General features: G+C 64.5%; 21 protein-coding genes and 1 tRNA gene. 15 read left to right on the top strand and 7 right to left on the bottom strand.

Annotation, left to right across the window (positions count from 1 at the left end; translation table 11 throughout):
* Window positions 1-6 precede the first annotated feature (6 nt).
* On the bottom strand, window positions 7-1,122 hold the full coding sequence (gene pstS / locus LMQ14_RS05105; protein WP_267733730.1) for a phosphate ABC transporter substrate-binding protein PstS: 1,116 nt from the start codon (window positions 1,120-1,122) through the stop codon (window positions 7-9).
* A gap of 186 nt (window positions 1,123-1,308) precedes the next feature.
* Complete coding sequence (pstS, locus tag LMQ14_RS05100) at window positions 1,309-2,421, bottom strand: phosphate ABC transporter substrate-binding protein PstS (protein ID WP_267733729.1); 1,113 nt, start codon at window positions 2,419-2,421, stop codon at window positions 1,309-1,311.
* Between the two features lie 238 nt (window positions 2,422-2,659).
* On the opposite strand from pstS (LMQ14_RS05100), the gene LMQ14_RS05095 reads away from it, so the two are divergent.
* The 10 genes from LMQ14_RS05095 to LMQ14_RS05050 all read left to right on the top strand — a co-directional run bounded on the left by LMQ14_RS05095 (window position 2,660) and on the right by LMQ14_RS05050 (window position 13,080).
* On the top strand, window positions 2,660-3,451 hold the full coding sequence (locus LMQ14_RS05095; protein ID WP_267733728.1) for an SDR family oxidoreductase: 792 nt from the start codon (window positions 2,660-2,662) through the stop codon (window positions 3,449-3,451).
* Between the two features lie 24 nt (window positions 3,452-3,475).
* The gene (locus LMQ14_RS05090; protein WP_267733727.1) at window positions 3,476-4,552 is read left to right on the top strand and encodes a diacylglycerol kinase; all 1,077 of its coding nucleotides are present in this window, start codon (window positions 3,476-3,478) and stop codon (window positions 4,550-4,552) included.
* Window positions 4,553-4,630: 78 nt separating this feature from the next.
* On the top strand, window positions 4,631-5,344 hold the full coding sequence (locus LMQ14_RS05085) for an SDR family oxidoreductase (protein ID WP_267733726.1): 714 nt from the start codon (window positions 4,631-4,633) through the stop codon (window positions 5,342-5,344).
* Between the two features lie 87 nt (window positions 5,345-5,431).
* Window positions 5,432-6,661 (top strand): Nramp family divalent metal transporter, encoded by a 1,230-nt coding sequence (locus LMQ14_RS05080; protein ID WP_267733725.1) that lies wholly within the window; start codon window positions 5,432-5,434, stop codon window positions 6,659-6,661.
* A gap of 130 nt (window positions 6,662-6,791) precedes the next feature.
* On the top strand, window positions 6,792-7,112 hold the full coding sequence (locus LMQ14_RS05075; RefSeq protein ID WP_267733724.1) for a DUF732 domain-containing protein: 321 nt from the start codon (window positions 6,792-6,794) through the stop codon (window positions 7,110-7,112).
* A gap of 114 nt (window positions 7,113-7,226) precedes the next feature.
* Entirely contained in the window at window positions 7,227-8,291 is a 1,065-nt protein-coding gene (locus tag LMQ14_RS05070; RefSeq protein ID WP_267733723.1) for a poly-gamma-glutamate hydrolase family protein, read from the top strand.
* Between the two features lie 25 nt (window positions 8,292-8,316).
* Window positions 8,317-9,141 (top strand): LLM class F420-dependent oxidoreductase, encoded by an 825-nt coding sequence (locus LMQ14_RS05065; RefSeq protein WP_267733722.1) that lies wholly within the window; start codon window positions 8,317-8,319, stop codon window positions 9,139-9,141.
* A 56-nt stretch (window positions 9,142-9,197) separates the two neighbouring features.
* Window positions 9,198-9,270: transfer RNA gene (locus tag LMQ14_RS05060), tRNA-Arg, on the top strand.
* A gap of 322 nt (window positions 9,271-9,592) precedes the next feature.
* Window positions 9,593-11,017, top strand: a complete 1,425-nt coding sequence (locus LMQ14_RS05055; RefSeq protein ID WP_267733721.1) for a PPE domain-containing protein — start codon at window positions 9,593-9,595, stop codon at window positions 11,015-11,017.
* 65 nt (window positions 11,018-11,082) lie between these two features.
* Window positions 11,083-13,080 carry a hypothetical protein gene (locus tag LMQ14_RS05050; protein ID WP_267733720.1) on the top strand — a complete coding sequence of 666 codons (1,998 nt, stop codon included), beginning with the start codon at window positions 11,083-11,085 and terminating at the stop codon, window positions 13,078-13,080.
* 110 nt (window positions 13,081-13,190) lie between these two features.
* Here LMQ14_RS05050 and LMQ14_RS05045 read toward each other — a convergent pair whose 3' ends face one another.
* Both LMQ14_RS05045 and LMQ14_RS05040 read right to left on the bottom strand, forming a co-directional pair.
* Window positions 13,191-14,219, bottom strand: a complete 1,029-nt coding sequence (locus tag LMQ14_RS05045; protein WP_267733719.1) for a fused (3R)-hydroxyacyl-ACP dehydratase subunits HadA/HadB — start codon at window positions 14,217-14,219, stop codon at window positions 13,191-13,193.
* Between the two features lie 267 nt (window positions 14,220-14,486).
* Window positions 14,487-15,131, bottom strand: a complete 645-nt coding sequence (locus LMQ14_RS05040; RefSeq protein ID WP_267733718.1) for a TIGR03086 family metal-binding protein — start codon at window positions 15,129-15,131, stop codon at window positions 14,487-14,489.
* Window positions 15,132-15,218: 87 nt separating this feature from the next.
* On the opposite strand from LMQ14_RS05040, the gene LMQ14_RS05035 reads away from it, so the two are divergent.
* The gene (locus tag LMQ14_RS05035; RefSeq protein ID WP_267735354.1) at window positions 15,219-15,614 is read left to right on the top strand and encodes a MarR family winged helix-turn-helix transcriptional regulator; all 396 of its coding nucleotides are present in this window, start codon (window positions 15,219-15,221) and stop codon (window positions 15,612-15,614) included.
* 182 nt (window positions 15,615-15,796) lie between these two features.
* A complete protein-coding gene (locus tag LMQ14_RS05030; RefSeq protein WP_267733717.1) occupies window positions 15,797-16,843 on the top strand; it encodes an AraC family transcriptional regulator in 1,047 nt (348 codons plus the stop codon).
* 71 nt (window positions 16,844-16,914) lie between these two features.
* Here LMQ14_RS05030 and LMQ14_RS05025 read toward each other — a convergent pair whose 3' ends face one another.
* Window positions 16,915-17,298, bottom strand: a complete 384-nt coding sequence (locus tag LMQ14_RS05025; RefSeq protein ID WP_267733716.1) for a group I truncated hemoglobin — start codon at window positions 17,296-17,298, stop codon at window positions 16,915-16,917.
* 104 nt (window positions 17,299-17,402) lie between these two features.
* A complete protein-coding gene (locus LMQ14_RS05020) occupies window positions 17,403-18,497 on the bottom strand; it encodes a GGDEF domain-containing protein (RefSeq protein ID WP_420714614.1) in 1,095 nt (364 codons plus the stop codon).
* Window positions 18,498-18,682: 185 nt separating this feature from the next.
* Between LMQ14_RS05020 and LMQ14_RS05015 the strand changes: the two genes are divergently transcribed.
* Complete coding sequence (locus LMQ14_RS05015; protein WP_267733715.1) at window positions 18,683-19,930, top strand: EAL domain-containing protein; 1,248 nt, start codon at window positions 18,683-18,685, stop codon at window positions 19,928-19,930.
* Window positions 19,931-19,935: 5 nt separating this feature from the next.
* On the opposite strand, the gene LMQ14_RS05010 is transcribed toward LMQ14_RS05015, so the two are convergent.
* On the bottom strand, window positions 19,936-22,677 hold the full coding sequence (locus LMQ14_RS05010) for a LuxR C-terminal-related transcriptional regulator (RefSeq protein WP_267733714.1): 2,742 nt from the start codon (window positions 22,675-22,677) through the stop codon (window positions 19,936-19,938).
* Between the two features lie 645 nt (window positions 22,678-23,322).
* On the opposite strand from LMQ14_RS05010, the gene LMQ14_RS05005 reads away from it, so the two are divergent.
* Together LMQ14_RS05005 and LMQ14_RS05000 are read left to right on the top strand one after the other, a co-directional pair.
* Complete coding sequence (locus LMQ14_RS05005; protein ID WP_267733713.1) at window positions 23,323-24,546, top strand: sensor histidine kinase; 1,224 nt, start codon at window positions 23,323-23,325, stop codon at window positions 24,544-24,546.
* The gene (locus LMQ14_RS05000; protein WP_267733712.1) at window positions 24,543-25,211 is read left to right on the top strand and encodes a response regulator; all 669 of its coding nucleotides are present in this window, start codon (window positions 24,543-24,545) and stop codon (window positions 25,209-25,211) included. Before LMQ14_RS05005 ends, LMQ14_RS05000 begins: the two co-directional genes overlap by 4 nt.
* Window positions 25,212-25,218: the final 7 nt, after the last annotated feature.

Raw genomic sequence — 25,218 nt, 5'->3', positions numbered from 1 at the left:
CTCAGGTCACGAGATCGCGTTGACCGCAGCCGACAACCTGGATCCGAACGCGTCCGGAATGGGGATGTATCCGTTGTCCCCCAAGCCATTCTGGCCGGCACCGATGGTGCTCTGCAGGAATGCCTTCACCGCCGCGCCGACCTGGGAATCGGGGTACTTCGAGCACACAACCTCATACGTCGCCAGCACGATCGGGTACGCGCCGGCCTGCTTGGGCCGGTAGAACGAAATCGTGTCGAGGACCAGGTCGTTGCCCTGCCCGAGGATCGAGGCTCCGGCGATCGTCTTGCCCACCGTGTCGGTGGTGATCGCCACCGGGTCCGGACCCGCCGACGTGACGATCTTGGCCATGTTCAGGTGTTGCGCCTGGGCGAAGGACCATTCGTTGTACGTGATGGACCCTTCCGTGCCCTTGACGGCCGCACTGGTGCCGTCGTTGCCCTTGGCGCCCTCACCGACACCGCCGTTGAACTTCTTTCCGGCGCCCTTGCCCCATCCGCCATTGGAAGCGGCGTCGAGATACTTCTGGAAGTTGTCCGTAGTCCCGGACTCGTCACTGCGGAATACGACGTGAATCGGCTCGCCCGGCAAAGTCGCGCCGGCGTTGATCGCCTGGATCGCGGGATCATTCCACGTGGTGATACCGCCGTTGAAGATCTTCGCCAGGGTCGGACCGTCCAGGCTCAGCGAAGTCACCCCATTGATGTTGAAGGTGACCGCGATCGGACCGAACACCGTAGGCAAGTTCCACGCCGGCGCGCCGCCGCAGCGCTGCTGCGCGGCCGTGTACTCGTCATGGCTCAGCGGCGAGTCCGATCCGCCGAAATCGGTTTGACCGCCGGTGAATTCGTGGATTCCGGCGCCCGAACCGTTAGGCGTGTAGTTCAATGTTTGACCCGGGCAGGCCTGTTCGAACGCCTTGACAAAGCGCGTCATCGCGTTTGCCTGGGCCGTCGAACCGCTGGCCTTCAGCGTCTTGGTGCCACCGCAGGTCACCTTGCCCGACGGCGCACCCGTTGTCGTGCTGCCTCCGGTCGCGTTGTTGTCGCTGCCACATCCCGAGATAACCAATGTTCCAGCAGCCAGGACCCCGACCAAGCCGCCAAACCGGTTGAGTTTCAATTCAGTTCCTCACCTTTACGATTGAACGCCGCAGCACTAGCCGCAGCTTACAAAACCAACCGTCATCCTCGCGACCGGGAACCTACAGTAAGAACAGGTTAACGTTCGGCAAAATTTGTCACCGCTGTCGCCCGTCGACGCAATCATGCGACCCCCACACAACCGCAGGATGCCAAGGGCTTACAATCACGAGATCGCGTTGACGGCAACCGACAGCCGAAATATGAATGCATCCGGAACGCGAACATATCCGTTGTCTCCCAAGCCATTCTGGCCAGCACCGATCGTGCTCTGCAGGAACGCCCGCACGGCGGTACCGACCGCGGGATCGGGATACTTCGAGCACACAACCTCGTACGTCGCCAATACGATCGGGTACGCGCCGGGCTGATTCGGGCGGTAGAACGAATTCGTGTCGAGAGCCAAGTCGTTGCCCTGTCCGACAATCGGCGCTCCGGCAATCGTCTTGCCCACCGAATCGGCGCTGATCACAACCGGGTCCGGACCCGCCGACGTGACGATCTTGGCGGTGCCCAGGTGTTGGGCTTGCGCAAATGACCATTCGTTGTAGGAGATGGATCCGTCGTTGGCCTTAACGGCCGCGCTGGTGCCGTCGTTACCCTTGGCGCCCTCACCGACACCGCCGTTGAACTTCTTTCCGGCGCCCCTACCCCATGCGCCCTTGGAAGCGGCGTCGAGATACTTCTGGAAATTATCCGTTGTCCCCGACTCATCACTGCGGAACACGACCTGAATCGGCTCGGCGGGCAGGCTGACGCCCGGGTTGAGCTCCTGAATCGCGAGATCATTCCATTTGGTGATGCCGCCGTTGAAGATCCTGGCCGTGGTCTGACCGTCGAGAGTCAGCGAAGCCAGGCCGTCGACGTTGTAGGTGATCGCGATCGGGCCGAACACCGTGGGCAGCTGCCACGCCGGTGAGCCGCAGCGACGCTCGGCGGCGGCGTACTCGCCCGGCGCCAACGTCGAGTCCGAACCAGCGAAATCGGTTTGATTTCCTGCGAATTCGCCGATTCCCGCGCCCGAACCGTTGGGTGTGTAATTCACCGTCTGGCCCGGACACGCCTGCTCGTAAGCCTTGACGAACCGCGTCATCGCGTTCGCCTGGGCCGTGGATCCACTGGCCTTCAGTTTCGGTTTGCCGCCGCAGCTCACCTTCACCGGCGACGCCGGTGTCGTCGACTTTTCACCAGTAGCGTTGTTGTCATTGCCACACGCCGACAACATCAGTGCTGCAGTAGCCACAACGCACAGGACGGCACCAAATCGGTTGATTCTCAATTCAATCCTTCGACGGTACGAACGAGACGATGTCGGGCGAATTCGTCAGCTATCGTCGCAGGCCGTCAGGAGCCTCCGCAATTTCCATCGCGATTGGCAGCGGTAATACCGACGCGGTATGCGGACGCCACATCGCCATTACCGTATGCCAAACTAGAACCTGTTCCAGAAATGCCGCGATCCGAGACGGTCGGTCTTGCTTCCGTTTCGGCCGACAACTCAACGAAGAGAGGCCGTAATGATCCTTGACAGGTTCCGTCTCGACGACAAAGTCGCCGTCATCACTGGTGGCGGCCGTGGTCTCGGGGCGGCCATCGCGGTGGCGTTCGCCGAAGCCGGCGCCGACGTTCTGATCGCTTCGCGCACGGAATCCCAACTAGAGGCCGTCGCCGAAGAGGTCCGCGCCGCGGGTCGCAAGGCACACATCGTGACCGCCGACCTGGCTCATCCGGAGGCCACCGCGAAGCTGGCCGAGCAGGCCGTCGAGGCCTTCGGGAAGCTCGACATCGTCGTCAACAACGTCGGCGGGACCATGCCCAACACGCTGCTCACCACGTCGACAAAAGACCTCAAGGACGCATTCACCTTCAACGTCGCCACCGCCCACGCGCTCACCATCGCGGCGGTGCCGTTGATGCTGGAGCACTCCGGCGGCGGCAGCATCATCAACATCACCTCGACGATGGGCCGGCTGGCCGGACGCGGATTCGCCGCCTACGCCACCGCCAAAGCCGCGCTGGCTCACTACACGCGATCGTCCGCACTGGACCTGTGCCCACGCATCCGGGTCAACGCGATCGCGCCCGGCTCGATCCTGACCTCCGCACTCGACGTGGTGGCCTCCAACGACGAATTGCGCGAGCCGATGGAGAAGGTGACCCCGATGCGCCGCCTCGGCGACCCGGTCGACATTGCCGCTGCGGCAGTCTATTTGGCGTCGCCAGCGGGCAGCTTCCTTACCGGTAAAACGCTCGAGGTCGACGGTGGCCTCACCTACCCGAATCTCGACATCCCCGTCCCGGACCTGTGACCACCCACCGCTAAGGAGCCCCTCATGCCCATCCCCGTCGTCCAATTGGGCACCGGCAATGTCGGTGTCCACGCACTGAAAGCGCTTATCACCAACCCCGAATTCGAGCTCAGAGGCGTCTGGGTGTCCTCGGATTCCAAAGCCGGTAAGGATGCGGCAGAGCTTGCCGGACTTGCGGATTCGACCGGTGTGCTGGCCAGCACCGACCTCGATGCCGTGCTTGCCACCGGGCCACAGTGCGCGGTGTACAACGCACTGGCCGACAACCGGCTGCCCGAGGCACTCGAGGACTACCGGCGTGTCCTGGCGGCCGGAATCAACGTCGTCGGCAGCGGACCGGTCTTTTTGCAATACCCATGGGAAGTGATTCCGGAGGAGCTGATCAAGCCGCTGGAAGATGCTGCCCGCGAGGGAAATTCGAGTCTCTACGTCAACGGGATCGATCCCGGTTTCGCCAACGACCTGTTGCCGCTGGCGCTGGCCGGCACCTGTCAGAGCATCCAGCAGATTCGGTGCATGGAGATCGTCGACTACGCGACCTACGACAGCGCCGCGGTCATGTTCGACGTCATGGGCTTTGGTAAGCCGATGGACGAGCTGCCGATGCTGCTGCAGCCCGGTGTGCTGAGCTTGGCGTGGGGATCGGTGATCCGGCAAATCGCAGCGGGCTTGGGCATCACGCTCGACGCCGTCACTCAGGAGTACGTCCGGATTCCTGCGCCCGAGGACTTCGACATCGCGTCGGGTCATATCGCCAAGGGCACCGCCGCGGCACTGCGGTTCGAGGTGTTCGGGATGGTCGACGGCAAGGCCGCCGTCGTGCTGGAACACGTCACCCGGTTGCGCGAGGACCTGTGCCCCGAGTGGCCGCAACCCGCTCAAGAGGGCGGTTCCTATCGCATCGAGATCACCGGCGAACCGTCCTACGCGGTCGACGTCTGCCTGGGCAGCCCCAACGGCGATCACAACCACGCCGGATTGGTGGCCACCGCGATGCGGGTGGTCAATGCGATCCCGGCAGTGGTGGCCGCGGCCCCGGGAATCGTGACCACCCTCGACCTGCCACTGGTCACCGGTAAGGGGCCCTACTTGCCCGGGTGATCGAACGCACGGCATGAGACGCGGGCCTTTCGGCGTTCCCCTAAACGGTCGCATCTGCGAGCGCGAAAGGGGAAGGCGATGTCGAAGCGGCGAGTGCTGGTCACCGGGGCGTCGAAGGGAATTGGGCGTGCGGTCGTAGACCGTCTGGCCGCCGACGGCTACGAGCCGATCGGGCTCGCGCGCACGGCGCCGCCGGACTTTCCGGGCCAATTCGTGGCGGTCGACCTGGGTGATCGGGCGGCCACCGCGGCAGCCCTCGAAGCGATCGTCGCCGAAGGCCCGGTCGACGCGGTGGTCAACAACGTCGGCTTGGCCCGGTTCGGCCACATCGGGTCGATCGATCTGGACGACCTGTCCCTGACGTACGACATGAATGTGCGCACCGCGGTGCAGGTGGTGCAGGCCGTGCTGCCCGGCATGGTCGAGGCGGGGTGGGGTCGCATCGTCAACATCAGCAGCCTGACGACGACCGGCGTCGATGAACGCACTCCGTACGCCGCCGCGAAGGGCGCATTGGAGACCGCGACCCGCATCTGGGCCGGTGAGCTCGCGTCGTCTGGCATCACCGTGAACGCCGTGGCCCCGGGGCCGATCGAGACCGAGATGTACCGGGAACGCAGCCCCGTCGGGTCGGCGCGCGAAGCGCTGGTTCTCAAGGACATCCCGTTGCAGCGGGTAGGCACCCCCGCCGAAATCGCGCACGTGATCTGCATGTTGCTCCACGAGGACGCCGGCTACATCACGGGCCAAATCGTCCGGGTCGACGGCGGCGGCAGCATCGGCGCCACCTAATCCGGCGGGCCGAGGTTCGGCCCCGGGCGTTTATCGGCTACCCTCACTTTTTTATTCGGTAATACGTACGCAGCGAAGGTCGGTCAGTTGGCGCAGGACACCCGGGCCTCGTTGAAGACGAGTTGGTATCTGCTCGGGCCGGCATTCGTCGCCGCGATCGCCTACGTCGATCCGGGGAACGTCGCGGCGAACGTCAGCTCCGGCACGCAGTTCGGCTACCTACTGCTGTGGGTGATCGTCGCAGCCAATGTGATGGCCGGCCTGGTGCAGTACCTTTCGGCCAAACTCGGGTTGGTCACCGGGCGCTCGTTGCCCTCGGCGATCGGCAAGGAGATGAGCCGCCCGCTCCGGCTGACCTTCTGGGCACAGGCTGAAATCGTCGCGATAGCAACCGATGTCGCCGAAGTCATCGGTGGCGCGATCGCGCTGCGGATCCTGTTCGGTCTGCCGTTGCCACTCGGCGGGGTCATCACCGGCGTGGTCTCGTTGCTGCTGCTGTCGATCAAAGACCGGCGCGGCCAAATTCTTTTCGAGCGCGTCATCACGGGCTTGCTGCTGATCATCGCAATCGGGTTCGCGGCCAGCTTCTTCGTCGCCACGCCCCCGCCCGACGCCGTGCTCGGCGGATTGGTGCCGCGGTTCCACGGCGCCGAAAGCGTGCTGCTGGCCGCCGCCATTCTGGGCGCCACCGTGATGCCGCACGCGGTATACATGCACTCGGGTCTGGTGTTGGATCGGCACGGACATCCCGAGCCCGGCCCGCAGCGACGCTGGCTGCTGCGCGTCACCCGGCTGGACGTGGTGCTGGCGATGGCCGTCGCCGGGACGGTGAACGCGGCGATGCTGCTCGTCGCGGCGATCAACCTGCAGGGCCGCGAAGTGACCGGAACCATCGACGGCGCGTACGCCGCGATCCACACCACGTTGGGCCCGACGATCGCGGTGCTCTTCGCGGTCGGACTGCTCGCGTCCGGCCTGGCGTCGTCGTCGGTGGGCGCCTACGCCGGCGCCATGATCATGCAAGGTCTGCTGCACCGATCAATACCGATGATCGTGCGCCGCTTGGTCACGTTGTGCCCGGCCGTCGCGCTGCTGGCATTCGGTCTCGACCCGACCCGCTCATTGGTGATCTCGCAAGTCGTGCTGTCGTTCGGAATTCCGTTCGCGGTGCTGCCACTGGTCAGACTCACCAGCAATCGCAAGCTCATGGGCGCCGACACCAACCACCCGATCACGACGGTCATCGGCTGGGGCGTCGCATTACTGGTGAGCGTGCTGAACGTGGTGCTGATCTATCTGACCGTGAAACCGCACTGACAATCGAGCGTTCACTGTTTAGCCGTTCCATGTGCTTTGTCCAAGATTTCTCTATTCTTCATATTTGCGCCGCTTTCGACTCGCACACTTACGCGGCCTTCAACGTGAAGACGGAAGGGAAACGCATCAAATGCCTTTATCCCGCTGGTTGGCCGGACTCGCCGCCCCCCTCATGGTTGGCGTCGCCCTGGTGTCGACCGCTTCGGTCGCGGCCGCCGATACCGCTGACGCCAACTTCCTGGCCCACATGCGCGCCCTCGGATTCACGTGGCCGCCCGGGGACGACGGCGACATCCTCTTTATGGCGCACCACATCTGTGCCGACCGGTGGAATGGCTGGTCTTCGCAACAGATTGCGGACGACATCCACAACACCTTGGGCCCGCGCGGCATTAATTTCGGCGACACCACCGCGATGGTGAACCTCGCCGTATCGACCTACTGCCCGTAGGCCGCGCGGCCAGCCGGACGAGCCGCAGAGGCCGTAGTTCGGACCTTGTTTTACATAGCTATACGAAGCACATAGGCTCACCTGGTGCCGAATTGTCTGACGGTGAGCCGCTGAATGCAGACGCGCCGGCATCTCTACTTCGCATATGGCTCCAACCTGTGCGTCCGACAAATGGCGCGACGCTGTCCCGATGCCACCGATCCGCGGCCGGCGGTGCTGTCCGATCACGATTGGCTGATCAATCAGCGCGGCGTGGCGACCGTCGAACCCTTCGCCGGCAATCAGGTGCACGGGGTGCTCTGGCAACTTTCCGACCACGACCTGGCCGCCCTGGACAGCGCCGAGGGCGTTCCGGTGCGCTACCGGCGCGATGAATTGACCGTGCACACCGACGACGGCCCGGCACCGGCCTGGGTCTACATCGACGACCGGACGACCCCGGGACCGCCCCGCCCCGGCTACCTGCCAAAGATCATCGACGGCGCCGTCCATCACGGGCTTCCGCAACGCTGGATCGACTTCTTACGGCGCTGGGATCCCACCCGCTGGCCTCGCCCGGCCTCCGCAAGGTCGGCGTCCGGGCCTGGGCCACAGTCACTTTCGGAGCTGCTGATCCAGCCGGGTGTGCTCGAGACCAGTCGGCTGCGGTCCCGTTTCGGCTTCTTGGCCATCCATGGCGGCGGCCTGGAAGAGATGACCGACGTCATTGCCGAACGCGCGGCCGACGCCGCGGGCGCGTCCGTGTATCTGTTGCGCCATCCCGACCGCTACCCGCATCACTTACCGTCGGCGCGGTTCGATCCGGCTGAATCACCGCGACTCGCTGAGTTTCTCGAGCATGTCGACGTCGCGGTCTCGCTGCACGGGTATGGCCGCATCGGGCGCAGCACGCAACTGCTGGCCGGGGGCCGCAATCGCGCGCTGGCCACCCACCTCGCCAGACACATTCAGCTGAGCGGCTATCAGGTCGTCACCGACCTCGACGATATTCCGCTCGAACTACGGGGGCTACATCCTGACAACCCGGTAAACCGGGTACGCGAAGGCGGAACACAACTCGAATTGTCCGTTCGCGTCAGAGGTCTCAGCCCGCGCAGCCCGCTGCCGGGGTCTGATGGCCTGTCGCCGGTCACCTCCGCCCTGGTGCGGGGGTTGGCAGCCGCGGCACGCTCCTGGTAATTATTCCTAACTCATTTAACGGAGGTTGTTGGTGGCCAAGGATTTTCGATTTGGCATGAGTATGCGGTTCTTCAAGTCGCGCGAGGCACTCCTCGACAAGGCGAAGCGCGCGGAAGATTCCGGCTTCGACATTCTTTGTGTTCCTGACCATTTGGGTGCCGCGGCACCCTTTCCCACCCTGACCGCGGTCGCAATGCACACCACGACGCTGCGGCTGAGCATGTACGTGCTCAACTCCGCGTTCTACAAACCGGCCCTGCTCAGCCGGGACATGCAGGGCCTGGACTTGCTTTCCGACGGCCGACTCGAGATCGGGCTCGGTACCGGCTACGTCCGCGAAGAGTTCGAGGCCGCGGAGATCCCCTATCCCAGTGCGGGCGCCCGGGTCGACTACCTCGAGCACATGACGAAGTATCTGAAGGAACACCACCCGTCGACGCCGCTGATCATCGCCGGCAACGGTGACCGCGTGCTGACCATCGCGGCCCGCAACGCCAACATCATCGGATTGACCGGCTCCAAGGTAAACGACGTCGAGGATCCGTTCGCCGAACGGGTCGACTTCGTCCGCAAGGCCGCCGGCGATCGGTTCGACACACTCGAGCTGAACCTGGCGATCACGGCGATGCCGCGCGACGGCGAGACCGAGCCCGACCTGAAACTCACCCGCGCCTACGCACCCGAGCTCTCCGATGAGGAGATCCTGTCCCAGCCCTCGGTGCTCAGCGGTTCACCCGCCGAGATCGCCGACACGTTGCGCACCTACCGGGAGAAGTACGGCGTGTCCTCCTTCACCGTGCAGGACAACAACATCGCCAACTTCTCGAAGGTGATCGCCGAACTGCGCTGACCGCAGTCGCGGCCAACGGGCCTGAGCCCGCCGTCACGGTAAGCTCAGGCCCGTCCGCCCTCGTAGCTCAGGGGATAGAGCACGGCTCTCCTAAAGCCGGTGTCGCAGGTTCGAATCCTGCCGGGGGCACTCTTACTACCAGCGGAACGTCCAAGAATTGACTCTTAGCTATCCGCTATACATCTGATTGCCACCGGCCAGCCGGCTGAGGTTTGCTGGTGTTTTGGCCGCCGGCTTGGCGGACTGCAGCGCCGTTGCATCCGAAGGCCCGAATTTTGCCGCGAATAGCTTGTGTCAACCTAGGTTAGGCTTATTAACCATGATGCCGGGGCGCCATGCCAGTGCCGACGAAATGGCCCCAGTCGCTTCGGGATATCGATGAACGAACGTCGGCAACAATAGTTGCCAGCTTTCTTCGTGATGGATTCTGACAAGCAGGAGATGAGTCGCTATGACACATCCGGGGACGTTCAGTGTTGAGGTAACTGAACTCTTAGCCAGAGCCACCGAACTGGAAGCCCCGATACCGGGCGTCCCCACTGAAATTCCCCAGCCGCCGTGTGCCCTCGCGATGGTCAAGAACGCGGCCGCTCAGCTTGTGCTGTCCGCCGATAATTTACGGCTCTTCCTGATGGCTGGTGAACAGGAGCGAAAACGTCTGGCAGAGTCGCTGCGAAATGCGGCCAAAGCCTACGAGGGCACCGACGACCACGCCAAGAAGGCCATCGAGACCGAAACGTCCGTCGTCGGAGTGGTGATGCCCGGCCCCCGGGATGCGGCTGGTGACTTCGAACCGGCAACACTCGGTGCCACGCCGCTCGCGGCGGGAGACCCCGAACCGGGTGCCTTCAAAGATGTTTTGGAAACCGCGCATGAACTCGAGCAACTCGATCAGGGCAAGTCGTTCAACGACTTCGCGAATGCGTGGGAAAAGTACCAGCAAGCGTTGCTGGATGCGCGGAGTCGGTTCCGGCCCTTCTTGCAGTGGCACGGTGAGGCGCGGGCAGCCGTTGAGGAAAATTTCAATGCACAGCAGAATTGGCTGGATCAAATGGCGGCTTTGTGCGTCCAGTTGGCCGGTCAGGCCCGACAGGTCGTCACCGCGCACGGCTGGGCTCGCCATGAGCACGTGAGGTGGAGCCAGGTCCGTCTCGGCAATGAACGAAACTCCGGGATCATTGCGTGGCTGATACCGAAAAGCGATGTGCTCGACTACAACTGGCTCACCTGGTTCGAGCTAAATGCGTATGCGCCGAACAATAAAGAAGGTCCGGCTTTCGCGGCCCGGGTGATGCCGGAGCTACAGAAGAACTCCGAAACCGCGCTCGCCGGATACCAGTCAAGGGCCGCTTTGCCCATTGCGCCGGTGAGTCCGCCGAAGCCGCCGTCGGCGTACCAGATCAACCCGTCAATTCCGATACCCGACGACAATCTCCCGGACCCCGGCAATCCACTCACGAATTTCCCCGGCGGGCTCACCGGCTTCAACGGCATGCCCCCGAAGCCGCCCGTCCCGAAGCTGGATGTGGCGTTGCCGGACATGGCCGGAAACAAGCCGCCGCCCCTGCCAGCCGGTGTCAAACCGGCGTCGTTCGGTGGGGCCGGTATGCCGAACATGCCGTTGGGATCCGCAATCGCAGACGCGCCGGCACGGCCTGCCGGGGCCGCGCCGGGGCTCGGAAACCTGGGCCGGGGCGTGCCGGGCCAGTCCGGGGGCATGGGCATGGGCGGCGCTCCGGTGGGCGGCCAGGGTGACAAAGGCGCCGGCAAGGGCAAACGCGTGGCGGGCGACGACGACGCGCTGTACACGGAGAACCGGGCGTGGACCGAAGGCGTTGTCGGTCTGCGCGCTGCCAAAGACGTGCCCGAGCAGTAAGCCGACCCGCTTCGGCCGAGCGATCCCAATCCACCCGATCGGCGCTACTAGGACAGGAGTAGGCGATGAACCTGGCGCGGCCGACGGGCGAGTATGTCGAGCGGATGCTTACGCCGGGTGGATGGCCGGGGGTCGACGAGAACACTCACTACGACCGGGCCCAGCAGTACACGCAGGTGTTGCAACAGGTCAATCAGGTCTTGGGAAACTGCCGCCATGAGCAAGGCGAGGTTTTCACGGGTGGCGTCTGGACGGGCAATGCCGCCGGCGCCGCCAACAACCAGCTGGAAGCAGACGTAGCTGGATTGGTTTCGCTGCAAAACAGTCTTGCCACCGCGATTACCTGGCACAGGTACATCGCCATGTCGCTCATTGGAGCAAAGTCAGACATCACCGACAACGTGGAAGATGCTCGCGGGCAGATCGCCATGCTGCAGGGTGACGTCAGGCGAGACGAAGCCGAGCGCACCGCCGCGATCGATGCGGTGGTCTCCGCGGCGCAGGGGGCGAACGCCGGCGTTGTTGCCGTGACCGCCGAGCGGATCCTCGCAAGCAAGGCTTGGGAACCGCCGGATACCGCGCTGCAGCGACTACTGGAACAGAAAGAATCACCGGCGCCGGGCGACGAAACGCCTCCGGGGTCCGCGCCGGGCGACGAAGAATCTCCCGACTCCAGGCCGGGGGACGAGGACTCCAAGGGCGGGTCGTGGCAGGAGGACACCTCGCCGCCGACACCGGTAGTTCCCCAGCCGTATGTGCCCGGGACTGCCGCGGGGGGCGTCCCGCCGTCGATTCCGGGCGGACCGCGTTTTCCTGGTTCGTCACCGGCCTCGCCGACACCTGCTGCGGCGCCGGCCGAGGCAACGGTTGCTGCGGGCCCCGCGCGCGGTCCGGCCGCGTCCTCACGCAGTGCCGGTGACGATGACGATGACCTGGCTGCCGCACCGCTGACCGACGCGCCACCGCCGGCAGGTGGACCGCCGGACACCTCGCCGCGAATGTCGCCGGCCAGCGCGACCGGCATGCCGGTCATGCCGATGGCATCGGGTGCCGCCGGAGCTGGCGTCGCTCCGATCACGGCGGCGGGTGGGGGTGTTGGGGGCGACGGCATGGCCCCGGGCAACAGCCCACGCATGAGCCCCGCGGCGGCCAAGCTCCGGGCGTCGGCGCAGCGCGAACCCTCCCCGTCTCGCGCGTCGACCGATCCCGCGCAGTCGGCAGACGGCGCCGCGATGGCGATGATCCCGGCGTCGCGGGCACGGATCGAACGCGATGCGATCGCCGGGGCAGCCACGGCCGATGCATCGCGCCGCGACGGCACCGACCGGCTGCAGTTGGCGCGGCGCATCGCTGCCGCGCTGAACGCACCGGTCGTCGACCTGGCACCGGACTTCGGCTTCTTCTGGGTGACCGCGCTGATGACGGACGGCGCGATCGTGGTGGCCAACAGCTATGGGCTGGCCTACATACCCGAAGGGGTGTTCTTGCCCAACCAGGTGCACATGGCCTCAGCTGACCAGACGATCCCGTCCGCTGAGCGGGCGAGTTGGGCTACCTATCCGATGCTGGCGGTGCAGGGGTGGGCGACTCATCGCGGCGCCCAGTTGCGGGCGGTGATCGCCACCGCGGAGCAGTTCGCCGACTCCGATCCCGGCGCGGCCAGAGTCGTGCTGCAACCCGACGACATCCCCGACGGCGGGGAGATGATCGGCCGGTCCCGGCTGGAAGTAGTCGATCCCGAGGCCGCCGAACGACTGGCCGCTACCCCCGAAGGGCGGCTGACCGACCTGCTTCCGCCGGCACCTGCCGATACCGGCCCGCCGGCCGATGAACGCTTGAAGCTGTGGGCGCGGCTAATGCGGACCATGGGTAGCAGCGCTTCCGGGCGAGGAACCGCACACGTGCGTGCGTTTCATACTTATACCGCTCACTGCCAACAAGTCATCCTCACCGAGGCTCACGCCTCGGCCGACCCGACTGCCCAGCGCCACGCCGTGGCCGACTGGCTGTACTGGAAACACCTCACCGGGCAACTCGACGCCGCCCTCACCGAGGTTTCCTGAGGCGAATACCTAACGCAAATGCTAAGTGGGCGCAGACTTTTCGCTATTGATCCGGGACTGCCGCAGGTTCGGCTGATCGCGCGGCGCCAATACCACGGGCTGCCGCCAAGTCAGCGGAAGCGGGCGTTCACCGTCGCCAGGCCGAAGATCTTTCGGCCACCGGACTTCGCGGTGACGATCGCGACACCCGTGCGGGTCGCGGGGTCCAACGACTTGATCCGGCCACTGTATTCGATGTCTGCACCCTCGGCCGCCGACACGATCACCGGCTGGGCCAGCCGGACCGCGTAGCGGGTAACGGCACCGGGATCGCCAGTCCATGTGGAGGCGAACGAAGCACCCAACCCCATGGTGAGCATTCCGTGGGCGATCACATCGGGCTGTCCCGCCATTTTGGCGAGGTTCTCGTCCCAGTGCAGCGGGTTGGCGTCGCAGGCCACCCCGGCGTAGTTCACCAGGTCGCCGCGGGACAGTCGGGCGTGTTGCACCGGTAGCTCGTCGCCGACCTTGACCTCTTCAAAGGACGGCGTCCCAGGGGTGCGGGTCGTGTCGTTGGCGATCCGCACCTCGCCCGCGGGACGCACCGTCTTCTGGTAGTCCGCATCGGAGTAGTCGATCCCGGCGAGGTTCACGTCGTGCATCATCACTTTCTGCGCGGTCGCCCTGATCGCCGGGTCGACATCCTCGGAGGTGACGCCGACGACGGTGGTGTGCAAGGTGTGCACCCGCTCGCCGGCGGTGTCGGTGAAGGTGTTGGTGACGGTGATCAAGTCTCTGCCGGCGAACCTTCGTACCGACGACAGTTCGACGTCGATGTGCAGTTCGTCGCCGGCGACGATCGGTCGGTGCTGCTCGAAGACTTCTTCAGTCTGCAGGTACATCTCGTAACCGATGACCACCGATTCGAACAGGTGCCGATTGGCTGCCATGGCCGGGGCCGACGTGAACGTCAGCGGCGCCACCAGGTCCGAATATCCCAGCTCGGCGGCGGCGGAGACATCCCAGTGCGCGGGGTGATAGTCCTGGACGGCACGGGCGAACTCGCGCAGCTTCTCGCGGCCGACCTGGTAAATGTCTTCCATCCGGTAGTAGTGGCCGACCCGCGAGTCGAGCGCCGACGAGGGTGCTGCTGCGGTCATGAGTGTCCCCACCTGTTCTATTCGGTTGTCCGCTGAGGCCGACTAGAGAACAGTAACGTGCGGGCACGGTGGCAATACGCACCGATGCGCTTCGCTGGGTTTCTCGCTCGAATTCCGGCCTGGCGGAGCACGATGCGCGCGCACAACAGGGCCATTTCTCTGGCAATCCGCAGATGCATTGAGGAGCAACCAAATTCACTGCGGCACTTTGCGCGACGTATTGCGCCGCGATTAGCGTGAATTAAATGCTTTCTCGCACAAGGACACTCATCGGCGCGTGGCCGTCGAGTATCGCTGCGCCCAGTCCGGTCGACGGCCGAGATGGCTCAGGACGCGGTCGAAGTTTTCGCCGCCCGGCCCCTCGATGGCGGGGCCGAACGGCGCGCCCTGCCCGCTGCGAAATTCGCCGTCGGGGACGGCCAGCACAAGGGGCAGGGCGGCGGCGATGACGTCGGCGGGTAGCTCGTAGCGCAGGCCCAGTGAGGCGGCGACGTCCCAGCCGTGGACGACGTAGTCGACGAAATGAAAGCCCATGGCCATCGCGCCGGGGACCGCCGCACCGGCACCGAACTCGGGTAGTCCGAACAGTGCCTCGGGCGTGCCGTCGGCCGCGAATGCGTCGATCACGTCGAGTGCGGCATCGGCATAGGCACTCGCGTGATCGGCCCGCACCGCGTCGACGACGCTATCCACATTCCAGTTCTCGAGGTCCGCGCCGGCGCCTCTCGCCGCCGCGGCGAATCCGCGATGTTGGACGGTCATGTGGGCGAGAAGGTCCAAAAGTGTCCAATCTCCGCAGGGCGTCGGCCTGCCGAAGTCGTCGCGCGTAACGGTGTTGACGATGTCGATCGAGTGCAGCACCGCTACGCGGTGCACCGGCCGGATGTCAGCTGAGTTAGTAAGCATGTTCATATGATATGCACACGCATACAATATTGCAATGCCTATCATGACGCGGTGGCTGCGAAGTCGCCGGAACGGCGCCCTGACCTCGCCGCGATGCTCGCGCCGCTGCTGCGCGAGTTGGTCGCGGCGGAGGAGCCGGTGCTGCACGCGCACGGCGTGACGATGTGGGGCTACGTCGTCTTGCTGGCGCTGGACCGGTCCTCGATGCGTACCCAGGCCGCGCTGGCCGCGGCGATCGGCGCCGACAAGACCCGGATCATTCGCACCCTCGACGACCTCCAGGACGACGGATACATCGAACGCCGGCCCGACCCGGACGATCGCAGAGTGCGGTTGCTCGCCATCACCGAAGCGGGCCGACGCGTCAAAGACGCAGTACAGAGCGAGATACAGCGCGGCGAAGAGCGCTGGCTCGGCGAACTCGACGCCGGGGAGCGACGGATCTTCCTGCGCACCCTCGAGCGGCTGACTCCCCGCGAATTGGGATGACGCGCGGATCGGAAATATTTGCCCGCCGCAGTGCGCTGGCTATGAGGTAGAGCCAACGATGGGTGGTCTGCGCACACAATGCGCCGGGTCGCGCACGTCCAGTAGCCCACGTCTACTAGACGGGGATACTTGATGGTCATTTAGTCAGACGCGAGTGTGGGAAGAGGCGATTCCGAGCTCCGATGAACACAGGGAATCAATTCAGCGCCAAGGCGCGGCCTCCCGGCGTGGTGAGTTCTTACGTCGCAGAGCGCAGCGACACGCGCGTCGCCCTGGACGATCCGGCCGGGTACTGGGTCGACCATGTCTGTGCAAATCACGGTTCGTTGCACTTCCTCTTCCCCGAGACGGCGAGATTCAGAGCGGGCAGCATCGTTCAGCACAACGGAGATCACCGCGTGGTCGATTTCTGGTCAGAGGGCCTGCACTATGCGAAGACCGACGCTGACGTGCGCGCCGACGGCGATCTCGGGAGCATGCTCTTCATCATCCGCAGCGGCGTCCTCGACTTTGAGCAAGACGGCGGTCAGATCCAGCTGCAACCGGGTCAGGCTCTGCTCCTGAGCAAGTCGCGCGCCCTTCAGATCCGCCACGGCTCCTGGGCTCGGGGCTGGACGTTCGATGTCGCGGACGCACGCCGACCCCTCAACTTGCCGGAAGGCCCCGTCGTGATGGACTTCCGGCGCGGGCTCGGCTCGGTAGTCAGCTCAATGATCTCGACCGTGAGCATGCAGTACGAAACCCTCGACGATTACGAGTTCTCCCGTTCCTGCGCCACCATCAACGACCTGTTGTTCGCTTGCATGACCGGTCGCGGCGGAGCTCCTGACACGCTCGGTTCAGTCGAGCAGGCGGTGCGCGAACACGTCGCGCGCTACGCCAGCAATCCCGACCTCACGCCAACCGGTGTCGCCCACTCGTTGGGCTGGTCGGTCCGTCAAATTCAGCTAGCCCTGCAGCGCGCCGGCACCACAACCAGCGATCTGATCCGCACCACACGACTTACCCGCGCCGCCGATCTGCTCCGCCAGTCGCCGTCGAGCACCTCGATCGACAGCATCGCGATCGCCAGTGGCTTTCGTTCGAGAAGCACCTTCAACACCGTGTTCAAGCAACACTTCGGCCTGACCCCGAGCGAGGCGCGTATGCACGGTGTGACGCAACGGACTTGCGATCACCGTAGGCGTCTGATGTCGCATCACACCAAGGATTGCCCCGCCGCAAGTTGACCGCGGCACGGCCCTGGCCACTCCCGTAATAGCCTGTGGCTCTTGGGAGTTGCGATCGACCTGTGGCGTGCTCAGCTCAGCGGCGCCGTGGTGGCGCCACCAGATGCGATTTCAGGGGCAAGTGGAGCAATCGCGGAGATGATCTGCCCCATCGTTCTCGGCGGAACCCCGGCCGTATTCAGCGCATTGACCAAGTGCTGCACGACCAAGTCGAAGTGACGCATGGCAATTCCTCGTCCTTGATGGACTAGCTTCATCGGGGCGCCGGTATAGGACTCGGGCCCACCGAGCGCGGCCGCAAAAAACTCCACCTGTTTTCCTTTCAGGCGGTTCATGTTCGTTCCGATGAAGAAGCCGCAAAGTTCATCGTCGGCAAGCACGCGATCGTAGAGGTCGTCGACTACGTCCTCGATAGCTTCGTATCCGCCGATTTGGGTGTAGATGCTCTGATCCATGCGTTCATGATCTTGGCCCGTCCAAAAGCGCGCCACGACGCAAACACTTCGACGTGAAAGCCCCTGCCTACCAGGCTCCTTCGGGGTCTCCGGCGGGTCAGGAGCTACGAGCCGGACACGGGCAGCCGTGCGGAGCGCGGTATCAGCTCCGGAAAGTGGCAGACCCGATTGCCTCCGGCGCGTTTGGCCTCATACATCGCGGCGTCGGCGGTGCCGATCAAATCGTCGATGACTTCCATGTCGGCGATCGCTGAAAGCTCATTGAGCGCAATGGCAGCAGTCCCGATGCTGGCGGTGATCGCGAACGGAATGTCGGCGACCGCCTGGCGGAGCCGTTCGGTCATATTCTTATGCTGCGGCGTGGCGGCGGTGTCGACGACAACGAATTCCTCACCGCCGACACGCGCGATCACCGCCGCGGGTCGGCAGGTCTGCTCGAGCGCCGAGCCGACGGCGACCAACGCCTGGTCGCCGACAGCATGTCCCTGGGTGTCGTTGATTTGCTTGAAGTTGTCCAGGTCGATCACCACGGTCACCAGGTAGGTGCCCGCGGGTCGGCCGTGCAGCGCCATCAGCTCAGACACCGCGTTGTAGAACGAGCGCCGGTTGTGCAAGCCGGTCAGTGAATCGCGGTCAGTACTTCGAAGGTCGTTCCGCAGCGTGTGCATCAGCGACACGATGCCGAAGGGCACACCGAGATTGAGCACCGCAACGGTAATCAGCCCGGCGCTGATCAGGGCGACGTCGCCGCTGGCCTCGATGAATCGATCCGCCAGGATCACCGCGCAGACCACGGCCAGGACGAAGTTGATGAGCACCAGACGAATCGAGTGAAAGTACGCGATGAAGCCACCCAGAATGGCGAAAACGGTGCATCCCATCAGGCCGGTATAAGGGTTGGATAGGCACAAGGACGCGACGGCAATGGCGGCCATTGCCGAAAACGCGAAGAGCACCGACTCTCGTCGGGTGGGCCAATGGAACAACCACAGCGTTGCGCCGATTAGCCCGAGCACTGATATCGAGACCGATATCGCCCGCAACGCCGGCTGGGTGGGTCCGGTTGGACTCCACAGCATGATCACCGGCAGCGCGGATTGCGCGGCGATGACAAGGAAATTCGATCTTTGCCAAACGATTTGCAGACCGCGGTTTTTTAGATAGGCACTGAGCAGGTCGTAATTATCGGATTGTTTCACCATCGACATGCCCATCCGGGGCCCGCGGGCCGTGACAAATAACGTCGCTATTCTACGGACGTCCAACATAACCGCCACCCGTAGGGGTAGCCAGCGGGGGAAAAAGGGGTGGGCGACGCGGTCAAACACGGTGTTCGGCGTTAGCGTTAAATTCATGACCGCTGGACGTTCGCTCGACTAGCCGCGTGAAAACCCCGAATCCGACGATGACCGATGCTCTCGATGAAGCGGTCGCGGGTACGGGGCTGGTCTCGGCATTTCAGCAGGTCGTGGCTTTGCCGAGCGAGACAGTAGTTGGCTACGAAGCGCTCGCACGCTGGCCGGAGCTGGACAATCCATCGCCTACCGACGTTTTCACCCGCGCCGCGCAGACCGGCCGGTTGAATACGCTGGACCGGGCGTGCATTCGAGCGGCGGCTCGAGGGGCACTGCTGGGTACTTCGACTCCCGGGATGCTGCTGCTGATCAATTGCGAACCCGCGACCACGCACATCGACCCGGCGCAAGACGACGATGTCATGCACGCCGCCGCACGCTTCCGCCTCACGTTCGAAGTCACGGAGCGGGGACTGTTGACCAATCCGCGCGCACTTCTGCGTAAGGTCGCGGCACTGCGTTCCCTGGGATTCGCGATCGCACTCGACGACATCGGCTCACATCCCGATTCGCTGGTGTTGCTCGACGTGCTGTCGCCCGAAATCCTGAAACTCGACATGGGCTTGATACAGCACCAGCCGGATCGGATGCAGGCCCGCACCGTCGCGGCCATCACCGCGCACCACGAACGGACCGGCGCCGTGATTTGCGCGGAAGGTATCGAAACCGACGACCATCTCGAACAGGCGTTGGCGTACGGCGCCACACTGGGTCAGGGCATCCGGTTCGGCGCCCCCGGCGAGCTGCCCATTACGCCACGGGCGTTCTCGTGGCCGATGAGAACAACACAGCCCCCGACGAAGGTCGACCCGGCGAACCTCGTTCTGGCAGAGGCCGTTCCGACGACACGGATCGTCCGCAAGCAGACCGTGACCGAACTCGCCCGACACATCGGCCGGATAGCCGTCAACGCCGAAACCCCTCCGATGATTCTCTTCACGCTGAGAGGCTCCGAGGACATTCACGAGATATCGAGCCGAAATCTCTCGGCAATCGCCGAAAGTTCGCCGCTGGTAGCGGTTTTCGGCAAGCATCTGCCCGCGGAGCTGGGACCTTTAGTCAGGCAGGTGCGGCTCGACGACGACGATCCCTTAACGTGCGAGTCGACCGTCCTGGTGCTCGGCCCCGACACCGCTGCGGCGCTGATCGCGCGTGAGCGAACGTTCCCCACGTGCGGGCCCGACGGTGACGGAGATCGGCGTTACGAGATGTCAATCACCTTCGACCGTGCACGGGTCACCGCGGCGGCGCGAAGCTTGCTCGACCGTCTTCATTGATCGGATCAAGTCAGGATCTGGCGTCGACGTGCTTCGGCGATTGATTCGCCGCGTCGCGCGACACCGAGCTTGACGTAGATGTTCTTCAGGTACCACTTGACGGTGTTGATGGTGACGCCGAGGTTGCGGGCGATCTGCTTGTTGGTGAGGCCGCGTTCCAGCAGCCGCAGGATTTCGACTTCACGGCCGTTGAGCTCTTCCTCGGGCAGGGAGCTGCGCTCCCCGGCGCGGCCAATCACCGGAATCGCAGCATTCTGGGCGTCGTTGTGCGCCGTGGTCAGCAGCAACGACAGATACTCCGCCGGCACCTCTGGCAACTCGGCGGCCCATCGACCGGTTCGGCTCGCTTCGCGAAGTCCGACAATGACATTCAGCAACTCGGGCCCGGCATCGACGACGGTGCGAACCAGACCGGATTCCGCTCCGGCGACCAGCGCGGGAACGAGCACCTCCGCCGCGGCGTTGGTGTCGCCGGCCAATGAAAATGCTCTGGCGAGCGCGACGGTGCTGCCGATTTCGCCATACCGTGCTCCCGCGGCGCGGCATTCCTGCGGGACCTTAACCAGCAGGGCCGTCGCGCCGTCGTGATCGCCGTGAGCGCCGAGGATCTGCGCCTGCATGTGGAGGCGGTAGTGACGGACGGCTAACTCGATGCCGTTGGACGCCGACGGAATCGCGGTGTCCTGGCCGGCGAGAACGTCGCGCGCACGGTCGACGTCGCCCGCGGCCAGGTGCAGGCTCAAGCGTGCGCTGTCGATGGCCGCGGATAACCGAGGTAGCGAAAATTGTTGCGCCGCAATACTTCCCTCATCGAGCAGCGAAAATGCGTCATCGATGTCGCCGCGCAAGACCTTGATGCGTGCCAGCGTGCAGTAGGTCGCGATCATGAAGTCGGGAACACCGCTTTCCGCCCCAAGCTCGTGACATTCCTCCAAAAGCGTTTCAGCCGCTTCGATTTCGCCGCGCTCGTAGCACAGCCGACCCACCAGTGCGCCCGCCAACCGCGCGGCGTGGGAATGCTCGCCGGCCATGCTCTGCGCCAGATCGCGGGCCTCGACGTAGCGCTGTTCGGCGGTGCGCAGATCGAGCTGGGCGAACGCGGCCAGTCCCGCGAAGCATCGTCCGTACACACCGGCAAAAGGGCCGCTGGCCATGGCGTGAAATGGGTTGGCCCACTGCTGGCGCGCCAGGGCAGTGTCGTAGGCGAAGGTGTGGATGTCGACGAACGTGCAGATGTTGGCGGAGACCGCCACCAGAAACGGCCGGCAACTGGGCTTCTCCACGATGCACGGCGCGACCAGAGCGGCGGCGCGGTCGATGCGGTCGCGGTAGACGTCGGTACACGCCTGCACGACGTCGGCTTCGCCGAGGATGTCCGCGGAGGCCGCATCGGTCGCACCAGCCAGGGCGGCGCGGACGTGATCCAGTGCGATCTGCGCGTCTTCGGCCCGCTGCAGCAGACAATTCGCCCACGCGACCGCGATCTGCAGCGTCGGCCTGCCGGGCAAGAGATCCTTCGGCAGTTTGTTCACCAGCCCGAGCAGGCTGGCCATCCGGCTGTGCTCGACCAGGAACATGGCCTGCCGTTCCACCAGATCAACGGCCTCGGTGTCATCACCCGCGGCCAGCGCGTGCGTGACCGCCTCGCCGAGGAGGCCCTGCTCGGAGAACCACGCCGAGGCGGTCCGGTGCAGCTCGAGGATCCGGTCGGCATGGTCGCGCTCCAGGCGCTGGCGCAGATATCCGCCGAAGAGGTGGTGGTAGCGAAACCATTCGCGGTTGTCGTCGAGGGGCATCAGGAACATGTCGCGGCGTTCGAGTTCTTCGAGAATGGCCTGCCCGCGGGGCTGGCCGCTGACGGCCGCCGCGAGGCCACCGCACAGGCGATCGCAGATCGAGGTGGTCAGCAGAAAGTCGAGCAGCGCACTGGGCAGGGCATCCAGCACGTTCTCGGCGAGATAGTCGCCGATGGAGTGGTGACGGCCGGAGAAACCGCTGATCAACGCCGACGCGTCCTGGGTATTGCGCAGCGACAAGGTGGCCAGTTGCAGTGCGGCGATCCAGCCGTCGGTGCTCGACCACAGCCGCAGCACGTCTTCGCCGTCGAGTTCGAGGGCGTTGAGCTCGAGCAGGAATGCCGCGGATTCCCGTTGGTCGAATCGCAAATGCGTCGCGTCGATTTCACTGACCTGGTCGCGCACCTTGAGCTTGCCGATCGCCGGTGTGCGGGTTCGGCTGGTGACGATCAGGTGCAGATTGTCCGGGCCGACGTCGAGCAGGAATTCGAGCGCCGCGATCGTGTCGGCGTCGTCGATCAGATGCCAGTCGTCGAGCACGATCGCCACGGGCTGGCGGTATTCGGCGACGTGGTTGACCAACTCGGCCAGCACATAACGCTGCGCGTCGCGAGAATGCTGTTCGAGGAGATCGGCCAATTCGGCTCCGACGGTGGGTTCGACGCGACGGGCCGACTCGATCAGGTTCCCCAAAAACGTGAAGACGTCGTTGTCGTCGCGGTCGAGACTGATCCATGCCGTCGGAACGCCTTCGGCACGCAATTCGCGTTGCCATTGCATCGCCAGCGTGGTCTTGCCGAATCCGGCCGGCGCGTGGATCAAGGCCAGGCGCTTGCTGCGGTTGGCTCGCAGCAGATCAATAAGACGGTCGCGTGCGACGAGCTTGCCTAAGTAGGTGGGCGGCTGAATCCTCGTGGCGACGATCCGTGCGGAGCGCGTGTTGGTCTGCACCGAATTCGCCTCCCCTCAAGCACTGCTCTCCAATGCAGCGATACAGGCCGTGGCCGGTCTCCCCCACCACATCTTTATCCCAACTGCGCTCCGTTTGCCAGACCAGGAACTTTCGGATCGGGTGATACGGCGGTAGCAGACTTTGCGCGGCGCGGCTCCTACTACGGTCGCAGATCAAGATCGAACCTGGGCACGATGTGGGTCGACAGCCCAAATTCGTAGCGTCGATTCATGACACAACACGAAGCGCGATCCGATGGCTGACGTCGGCGCTGTGTGGCGGCGTTCGGGCCCAGTCGAACACGCATTGGTTACCGGCTGGTTCGCCGGGGTGGTTCTCCCCGCAACTTCAACCTCGGTCGGCGTCGGATCATTTCCGTTGCCAAGCAACAGTATTGGTCGTCTGCTTGCGGACTTGGTGGTGGGTAGCGCCGAGGCGATCCGCAGTGCATTTCGGACGCGAGTGCCGCGCAGTGCACCCCAGCAGCGCTACCACCACCCGCATCGCGAGGCTTTCATCGAGGATGCAGCGATGTCTCGCGAGATGCACAGACTGTGACGAGTTGGAATGTACTACCGGGGTAGGACATTCCAAGCCTGCCCCGGGATGATGTCAATGGCTCTCGCGCGCTCTACGATCAGGCCATGCCGGACGCGTTGAAGCGCCGCGTGCAAGCCTGGGCGCGACGCAAAGAACAGTTGCTGCCCTCCGGCTTCAGCATGACCGTCGTGGCGGGTTTCGACGCGATGATGGTCGTGATCGGCTGCATCGCGGCCCTGCAGCGTCCCGATTCAGAGTGGCCGATCGTCGTGATCGCGATGGTGATTGCGTTCAGCCCCGAGATCGTGTTCTTCACCTTCGATCTCAGCGGCATCATGAACAGGCACGAGGGACCCACGTTGTGGGCGGCGTTCATGGCGGGGACCGCAATCCTGTTGTTCGCCACTCCCACAGCGATTACCGGCGATTTCGCCCCGCTGATGCTGACCCTGACCGTCGGCATGGTCAGCGCTATCACTACGGCGCGGGGCGGCGCCCTGGCCGCCGCTTCCGCGGCTGCCCTGCTGGTATACGCGGCGGCGATGCACCGCCTGAACACCCCGGCGCTGTATTTGGCTTTCGTCGCGATCGGCTGGCTCGTCGGCTATCTGATGCGCACTCAGCAAGACCTGCTGACCAAGCAGGGCCTGATGCAGGACCAGTTGGCCGAGCACGCCGCCGCTGACGAACGCCGGCGCATCGCGCGGGAAGTGCACGATGTCATCGCGCATTCACTCAGCGTCACCTTGCTGCATCTGACCGGCGCGCGCCACGCGCTCGAGCATGACGGCGTCGACGAGGAAACCGTTCGTGCCCTGCAGCGCGCCGAACACTTAGGGCGACAGGCGATGGCCGACATCCGCCGCACCGTCGGATTGCTCGATGCCGAGACCACGGGCCTTACCCCAGAACCCGGTATTGCCGATATCCCCAGCCTGGTCGAGGATTTCAGCAGGGCGGGGCTGAACGTCAGTTTCGCGGTCAGCGGATCGCTCGACGACGTTTCCGCGGCCGCGGGATTGGCGCTGTACCGGATCGCTCAGGAGTCACTGGCCAACGTCGCCAAGCATGCGCCCGACGCGCCGGTACGGATTACCCTCACCGCATCGCGCACCGCGGCGACACTCAATGTCGTCAACGAGCTCTCCGCCGCGGACAGCGAGCGAACGGTCACACCCGGGCGGGGGTTGCATGGCATGATGCAGCGCATTGAATTGCTCGGTGGCACAGTTAATTTCGGACCCATCCGAGATGCGTGGTCGGTGCATGCCAGCGTGCCGTCGGGTGCGCACGAATCCGACTGTCCAACACGAATACAGGCATCGTGACCGGAAACGAACCCGCCGTGACCGCCCTGATCGTCGACGATCAGGAGTTGGTCAGGTCGGGCCTGTCGTTGATCCTGCGCGCCCGCCACGGCATTGTCGTGGTCGGCGAATGCTCGGACGGCGACGAGGTTCCCGACGCCGTGGCGCAACATCACCCCGATGTCGTGGTGATGGATCTACGGATGAAACGCGTTGACGGGATCGAGGCCACCCGGCGGCTGACCGATTCCGGTGGGCCACCGGTGCTCGCGCTGACAACATTCAACGACGACGAACTGCTATCGGGTGTATTGCGGGCCGGTGCAGCCGGTTTCGTGCTCAAGGATTCGCCGGCCGAGGAACTCATCCGAGCCGTGCGAGCCGTCGGCAGCGGCAACAGTTACCTCGACCCGGCGGTCACGGCGCGGGTCCTGGACGCCTATCGCACTAGCGCCGCACCGTCGGTCACGCCCGCCGTCTCGATCGACGAGCTCACTCCGCGGGAGAAGGACGTGCTCACCCTGATCGCCAAGGGACACACCAACACTGAAATCGCCGACGAGCTTTTCATCTCGGGCCTCACCGTTAAGACCCACATCGGTCGCATCTTCACCAAGCTCGGATTGCGCGACCGCGCCGCGGCGATCGTCTTCGCCTACGAACACCGGATCATCGCCCCGTCCTGACGGAAGC

The organism is Mycobacterium sp. Aquia_213, assembly GCF_026625985.1.
Classification (GTDB): Bacteria; Actinomycetota; Actinomycetes; order Mycobacteriales; family Mycobacteriaceae; genus Mycobacterium.
The sequence above is the reverse complement of the archived record's forward strand: the minus strand, read 5'-3'. Positions and strand labels throughout refer to the sequence as shown.